Raw genomic sequence first — 7,409 nt, 5'->3', positions numbered from 1 at the left:
GAGGAGTTAAATGCAAGTACTCAGCTTACATCCGGCATTAGCGTTCAGTCATAACAGTGGAGTGAGCCATCTAGCCTCTTGGTTGGCGGTAGCCGAGCCTGCCACACCGTCTGCTCCATCGGTTGGCTTTTTTGAAGGCATTTTTCAGGCGATCGTGTTGGGGATGGTGCAGGGCATTACAGAATTTCTACCCATCAGTAGCACTGCACACCTGTTAGTCTTTACCCAGGCATTTGGTTGGAGCCTGCTGGGAGAAAAGTACTTTGTCGATGCAATCCAGTTTGGTAGTGTAATTGCTGTTGTCCTGTACTTCTGGCAAGATATTCATCAAATTTTGTTAGGAGCCTGGAACGCCTATCAAGCCAAAGACTGGCAACGGGAAGAATGGAAGATTCTGGTCGGTATCACCGTGGGAACCCTGCCAGCCTTAATTGGAGGATTAATTATTAAGAAGGTGTTACCAGAAGCAACTCAGGCATTTCTGCAGGGAGCACTGGTGATCGCCATTATGTCCATCATCATGGCGTTGCTGCTGGGACTGGCAGAGAAGATTGGTAGCCGTAAGCGAGACTTTGACTCCTTAGAAGTAAAGGATGGAATTCTGGTTGGCCTTGGCCAAATGATTGCGCTGATTCCGGGTGCCTCTCGATCGGGTTCCACCCTGACTACCGCCATGTTTTTGGGACTGGAGCGACAAACCGCCGCCCGCTTTTCCTTCCTGCTGGGCATTCCTACCCTGACGATCGCCACCCTCTACGAAGCTAAAGAAGCCTTACATCACCCAGAACTAGGCACTCCTTTACTGGTTGGTATCGTCTCTTCCTTCATCTTTTCCTACCTGGCGATCGCCTGGTTACTCCAATTTCTGCAACGCCAAAGCACCTGGGTTTTCGTCTGGTATCGCCTCGCCTTCGGAGCCACCTTACTGAGCGCCATCGCGATCGGCTGGCTCAAGAGCGCGTAAGAATAGAGTTATGAGTTTTAGGTTTTAAGTTCTCAGTTCATTTGCTTAAGACTCATCACTCAAAACTTAAAGCTTCTCACGCGCTATGAGCATTTCCACTCTCCGTCCTGCCCTGATTACTGCCGTGTTGCCGGATTCGATCGCAGCAGAGGTGGGTTTTGAAGCAGGCGATCGTTTGGTAGCGATCAACGGTCAGCGTCCCAGAGATTTAATTGATTACCGCTTTCTCTGTGCAGATGAGGTGTTGGAACTGGAAGTTCTGGATGCCAGTGGTAAAACGCATCACGTCGAGATTGAGAAGGACTACGACGAGGATCTGGGGCTGGAGTTTGAGTCGGCGCTATTCGATAACCTGATTCAGTGCAACAACCACTGTCCATTTTGCTTCATCGATCAGCAACCGCCCGGAAAGCGAGACACCCTGTACCTGAAAGATGACGATTACCGCCTGAGTTTTCTCTACGGTAGCTATCTCACGCTCACCAATCTGACCCAACGAGAGTGGGAGCGGATTGAGCAGATGCATCTGTCCCCGTTGTTTGTCTCGGTTCATGCTACAGAGCCAGAGGTACGCATGCGTTTATTGAAAAATCCCCGTGCGGGTCAGCTATTGGAGCAACTGGCCTGGTTCCAGGAGCGAAATTTGCAGATCCATGCTCAGGTGGTTCTCTGTCCTGGGATTAATGATGGGGAACATCTTACCCATACCCTGCTGGATCTGGCTCATTTTCATCAGGGAGACATTCCTGCCGTTGCCTCTGTGGCTATCGTACCCGTTGGCCTGACGCGCTTTCGTCCCAGTGACGATGAACTGACGCCGGTGACATCCGACAAAGCCAGGGAAGTGATTGCCCAGGTACAGGAACTACAAGCCAAGTTTCGCCAACAGCTAGGTTCTACCTTTGCCTGGTTAGCCGATGAGTGGTTCCTGATTGCAGGCCAGGAACTGCCCCCAGAATTTCACTATGAAGACTATCCGCAAATCGGCAATGGAGTCGGTTCCATTCGCCAGTTCCTCAAGGCATTTCAGAAAGCGGCGAAGAAGTTACCTAAGAAATTACCTGCGCCCCGTCGGTATACCTGGGTTGTTGGCAATGCCGTCGAGCAAGCTTTTCAACCGATCGTAAAACGACTAAATCAGGTGGCAGGCTTGCAGGTGCAGATGGTGGCGATCGCCAGCCAGTACTGGGGGCAAGAGATCTCTGTCACAGGCTTGATTACTGGCCAGGATATTCTACAAGCACTGCAGGGTCAGGATCTCGGTGATGTAGTTCTTATTCCCTCCGTCATGCTCAAACACGACGATCCCCGCTTTCTGGATGACATGACAGTTGAGGAGTTAAGTAGTCATCTCAAGGCTAAGATTTTATCTGTTGGAGATGTTGAAGAATTAGTAGAAATATTCAGAGTTAAGAATTAACAGACCTGTTGATTGTCACCCTGGCGACTGAAGTCGTGGCTATCCGGGGAAACCATGCCAACACAGATTACTGAAAACTTTGATTGTATTGAGTCTGCGTCGGCAGACTGGATGAGTGCAGTCGCGGTTTTAACCGCCAGATACTTTTCTCTCAAGTCTGGGCATTTGTCATCGGCCATCCTAAACGAGTAGGTTGCTCATAAATCCGTTTCAACGTGTTGACATCTCTAACAGAAATCCGTGCAGGATTGCGAACCTGAGAATAGTACATCGTATCGGTTGGGTTAGGGCTGTGTCCCCAAATGCCTAAAGCATGGCCTAATTCGTGACGGGCAGCTGCTTGCAAATAAGCAAAGGATTGATCAGGACGAATGTAAATGGTCATCCGATGAGCCAGCAGAGATTTTGACTCTGCCGATCCTGTATCTGTCTTCCGGATATACAGTTCAAATTGAGTCGCAGCGGAACGGGCACGCAAGGTCGGTAAGGCTGGTTTACCTCTAGACCTGGAATTGGCGGTTTCAGGGGAGCTACGATCGCCCCCGTAGTCCACCCGCAAGGGGGGGGTAGAACGCCAGATCGTGATATTCGCCTCTGTCGCCTGCTCAATTAGTTGCAACGGCAGATAAGGAGTCCAGTCCTGAATCGCTGCTTGCACGGCCTTTACCCAAGTTTGTGCGCGTTTGGCCGTAAATGGACTGGCATTGTCTGCATCCGTAGGCGGCTGAACGTACACTCTGATGGGAAATTGTGTCCAAATCAGATAACCGACGAGCGAGGGTTGTACCTGATCAAAGTAATCACCCGCCTGGTTGCTATCCTGCCAGGTGAGGAGGCCAGCAGGAAGAGGATGGGGCTGGGGTGAGGGAAAGGAGGATGGGAGGGTGGGAGAGGGAGAAGGAGAGGGTGGGAGGGAGTGAGAAGGTGAGAGGGTAAGGGGAAGGAGGGTGGTGATCGTGATTAATAGCCCGATTGATTGAATCACAAAACGGTAGCTGAAAAAACGATGCCAGCGCCATGAAGAATACCAGTGCCGAAATACTTCCTTCAATGATCTCAACCTTTTCAGAGAGGCAATCTCAGGCTGGGAGCCAGTTAGCACTCAGAACAACGGTTAAACCCATGAAGATAGTGGTTAGTACCCAGGTAACTCGATTCAGCGTTAACTCGGCGCTTTTAGTACTGGTAAAGAGTTGAGCCTGTCCACCTAGTCCACCCAATCCATCTCCTTTGGGGCTGTGAAGCAGTACCAGAATAATTAGCCCGACAGCGGAAATGAGCCAGAGAGTTTTGAGGACAAGAGTGAGAGTCATAGGAAATCGTGAATGTTGAATGTTGAATATTGGATTTTAGGGATACCCGTGAGCAGGTATCTAAGAGCCAAAATCTAAATTACTGCGTGCTTTTCTAGTCTAAAAGACAAGTGGAGATCGAATCCAGTGGAGATCACTAGCGCACCAGTTTGACGGGAGTACGGGTAGATATCACGCCATATTCCGCAGGGACCAGAATGGAGCGCCCGGTCATTTCTGGGGGTTGAGGAATTTTGAGAATTTCCAGAATGGTGGGGGCAATATCAGCCAGACGACCATCCGATCGTAGTTGCACATCGGTACCGTGACCGGGAATCTTTAAACCTTCCCCCTCTACCAGAATGAAGGGAACGGGATTTGTAGTATGAGCCGTCCAGGGATTGCCGTTCTCATCCCACATTACTTCCGCATTCCCGTGATCGGCAGTGATGATCGCAGTTCCTCCAGCCCGGTTAATACTCTCTAGCAAACGACCTAAACAGCGATCGACGGCTTCCAATGCCTCAACAGTGGCTTCCATTTTGCCCGTATGCCCCACCATATCTGGATTCGCATAATTAATCACGACTAAGGAGTAAATGCGCTTCTCTATGGCCGCGATCGCCACATCTGTAACCGCTTCTGCTGACATGCTGGGAGCGCGATCATAGGTGGCTACTTGAGGACTAGGAACCAATTCCCGATCTTCTCCCTCAAAAGGCTCTTCAATACCACCATTGAAGAAATAAGTGACGTGGGCATATTTTTCAGTTTCCGCAGTACGGAACTGACGCAATCCGCGATCGGCAATTACCTGGCCCAGGATGTTGTTCAGATTTTGCGGCTCGAAGGCCACCAGCACAGGCAGACTGGGATCGTACTGGGTAAAGGTAGCAAAGGTGAGGGGCTGAATCAGTTTCCGCTCAAAGCCAGCGAAGTTGGGATCGACAAAGGCTTGAGTCAGTTGGCGGGCACGATCAGGCCGGAAGTTAAAGAAAATCACGCCATCTCCCGGTTCCACGGCCCCACGAGCGATCCGAGTCGGCACGATGAACTCATCCATGACTCCTGCATCGTAAGAGTCCTGAATCACTTCCGGGATCGATCGTCCATCCCCATCGCCATCCTGGGTCATCACTTCATAAGCTTTTTGTACCCGATCCCAACGGCGATCGCGATCCATGCTGTAATAGCGACCACTGAGGGTAACGATTCGTCCCAAGCCAAGGCGCTCAATATACTCAACCAGTTGTTGAACGTATCCCTTCCCAGAGTCAGGTGAGGTATCCCGACCATCGGTTACGACATGGATGCAAACCTCTTCAACCTGTTGATCCTTGGCTAAATCCAGAAGACCAAACAGATGGGTCAAATGGGAGTGTACTCCACCATCAGAACATAAGCCGACCAGATGCAATTTGCCCTGACTGTGTTTGACCTCCTGACAGACTTTCACCAGAGCAGAATTGCTGAGGATGCTGCCATCTTCGATCGCATCAGAAATTCTCACGAGTTCCTGGGGCACTACCCGGCCTGCACCAATATTCAAGTGCCCAACTTCTGAGTTCCCCATTTGTCCGTCTGGCAATCCAACATCCTTACTAGAGGTACGAATCGTCGTATGCGGGTAGGCTTGCCAGAGAGAATTCATGACCGGGGTTTTAGCGGCTTTCACCGCATTTCCCTCCGTATCCTCGCGGTAACCCCAACCATCCAAAATAATTAATACAACTGGCGAGACAGGCGCTTGCGCCATAGGAAGCTATTCCTTCATTGAAGTGAGTTCTACGAAATCATAGCATTGTGATTGCAACGGTCGAGTTTGTGGAGCACTTCAGATCAAAGTTTTTGTTATTAGATCCTCAAGCTTAACCTTTCACGCTTTCTGCTTTTTGTTTGTCCTTCTTGGCTTTTTCTTTTTCCTTCTGTTTGGCTCGTTTCGCCGCCGCTTTTGCTGCCTTTTCGGCTTCCAGTGCCATTAACTCAGCCTGTTGCTTCTCTGAGGCCACTTTTTCCAGGTAGTAGTGGTAATCGCCTCGGTACAGCCGCAACTCGCCATCTCGGATTTCCACAATTTTATTAGCCACCTGAGAAATGAAATACCGATCGTGGGAGATGACGATCACCGTGCCATCATAATTCCGCAGCGCATCTTCCAGCATTTCCTTGGCGGGAATATCCAGGTGGTTGGTCGGCTCGTCAAGAATCAGCAGGTTAGCGGGGCGCAGCAGCATTTTGGCCAGGGCCAGACGCGCTTTTTCACCTCCACTGAGCGCTTCGACCTTTTTAAATACGGTTTCGCCACTGAACAGAAAGCGGCCCAACAGAGTCCGCACTTCTTCGTTTGTCCAGTCGGGCACCTCATCGTGGATGGTTTGCATCACCGTCTTTTGCAAGTCCAGGGCTTCTGCCTGATTCTGTTCAAAATAACCGGGGATCACGTTATGCTGGCCGAATTCCACGGTGCCATCCGTAGGCTGCTCCATGCCCATCATTAAATGCAACAGCGTCGATTTTCCGGCTCCATTTGGCCCTAGGATGGCAATGCGATCGCCCCGCTCGATCAGCAATTCCGCTCCCAGAAACAAAATTTTGTCGTCGTAGGCATGGGTCAGATCTTTGATAATCACCACTTCCCGGCCACTGCGAGGAGCGGGAGGAAAGCGGAATTTGAGCGTTCTTAACCCAGCATCCGGGGCTTCCACCAGTTCAAGTTTTTCCAGTTGTTTTTCCCGGCTCTTCGCCTGGGTGCTGCGGGTGGCACTGGCCCGGAAGCGATCGACAAAGGCTTGCTGTTTTTCAATTTCCTTTTGCTGATGCTCATAGGCTGCCTGTTGCGCCGCTCGGGCTTCCTCTTTTTGTTGCAAGTAAGCAGAATAGTTGCCCAGGTAGGTGGTGGAAATCCCCCGTTCAGTTTCCACAATCTGAGTACAGAGGCGATCGAGAAACTCTCGGTCATGGGAAACGATCACCATTGGGGTGGTAATACCTTTCAGGTAGGCTTCCAACCACTCGATCGTTTCCAGATCTAGATGGTTGGTCGGTTCGTCCAGCAGCAGCAAATCAGGTTCCTGTAACAGAATCTTGCCCAAACTCATCCGCATCTGCCAGCCACCACTGAAGGCACTCACCAGGCGATCGCCATCATCTGGGGCAAATCCCATTTCCGGCAGAATTTTCTCAATTCGGGCATCCAGACCATAGCCATCCATCGCCTCAAACTGCCGGTGCAACCGATCCATCTGGTGAATCAGTTTGTCCAGGGTTTCGGGATCGGCGGACTCCATCTCGTGATGCACCTGAGCCAAAGCCTCATGAACTTCATTTGCCTCCTTAAAGGCTCGCCAAAATTCCTCTTTCACCGTCCGCCCTGGATCCACCTCAAATTCCTGAGTCAGGTAGGCAATTCGTAAACTGGCAGGACGAATCACCTCACCACTGGTGGGTTCCGTTTCTCCGGCAATAATCTTGAGTTGAGTCGATTTACCCGCCCCATTGACACCGACCAGACCAATGCGATCGCCCGGTTTAACTTCCCAGTTAATATCTTTCAGGACTTCTCCAGTGGGATAAATTTTACTCACATGTTCCAGGCGCAGCATCAGAAGCTCTCCAGCAAGGGTTGAAACGGAAATAGCACGCCTTGACTTTAACAAAGTTTAACGATCTCTGGCGAGAGGACAGGCAACTCTGGAAATTTTTCCGGATGCCGTCTCAAACCCATGAACAAGAA

The 7,409-nt window shown here is 50.7% G+C and carries 6 protein-coding genes; 2 read left to right on the top strand and 4 right to left on the bottom strand.

Features of this window, described 5'->3' with window-relative positions; all coding sequences use genetic code 11:
- The first annotated feature begins 10 nt into the window (after positions 1-10).
- Together ACUVQO_RS03910 and ACUVQO_RS03905 are read left to right on the top strand one after the other, a co-directional pair.
- Positions 11-964 carry an undecaprenyl-diphosphate phosphatase gene (locus ACUVQO_RS03910; RefSeq protein WP_445924586.1) on the top strand — a complete coding sequence of 318 codons (954 nt, stop codon included), beginning with the start codon at positions 11-13 and terminating at the stop codon, positions 962-964.
- An 85-nt stretch (positions 965-1,049) separates the two neighbouring features.
- Complete coding sequence (locus tag ACUVQO_RS03905) at positions 1,050-2,384, top strand: TIGR03279 family radical SAM protein (protein WP_445924585.1); 1,335 nt, start codon at positions 1,050-1,052, stop codon at positions 2,382-2,384.
- A gap of 151 nt (positions 2,385-2,535) precedes the next feature.
- Here the strand turns inward: ACUVQO_RS03905 and ACUVQO_RS03900 are convergent, their stop codons facing one another.
- The 4 genes from ACUVQO_RS03900 to ACUVQO_RS03885 all read right to left on the bottom strand — a co-directional run bounded on the left by ACUVQO_RS03900 (position 2,536) and on the right by ACUVQO_RS03885 (position 7,278).
- Complete coding sequence (locus ACUVQO_RS03900) at positions 2,536-3,435, bottom strand: matrixin family metalloprotease (RefSeq protein ID WP_445924584.1); 900 nt, start codon at positions 3,433-3,435, stop codon at positions 2,536-2,538.
- Between the two features lie 28 nt (positions 3,436-3,463).
- The gene (gene secG, locus ACUVQO_RS03895; protein ID WP_445924583.1) at positions 3,464-3,697 is read right to left on the bottom strand and encodes a preprotein translocase subunit SecG; all 234 of its coding nucleotides are present in this window, start codon (positions 3,695-3,697) and stop codon (positions 3,464-3,466) included.
- A gap of 136 nt (positions 3,698-3,833) precedes the next feature.
- Positions 3,834-5,432, bottom strand: coding sequence for a 2,3-bisphosphoglycerate-independent phosphoglycerate mutase (gene gpmI, locus ACUVQO_RS03890; RefSeq protein ID WP_445924582.1), 1,599 nt, complete (start codon positions 5,430-5,432; stop codon positions 3,834-3,836).
- Positions 5,433-5,544: 112 nt separating this feature from the next.
- Positions 5,545-7,278, bottom strand: a complete 1,734-nt coding sequence (locus tag ACUVQO_RS03885) for an ABC-F family ATP-binding cassette domain-containing protein (RefSeq protein WP_445924581.1) — start codon at positions 7,276-7,278, stop codon at positions 5,545-5,547.
- Between the last annotated feature and the right edge of the window lie 131 nt (positions 7,279-7,409).

It is taken from the genome of Leptodesmis sp. (assembly GCF_052746595.1).
The sequence above is the reverse complement of the archived record's forward strand: the minus strand, read 5'-3'. Positions and strand labels throughout refer to the sequence as shown.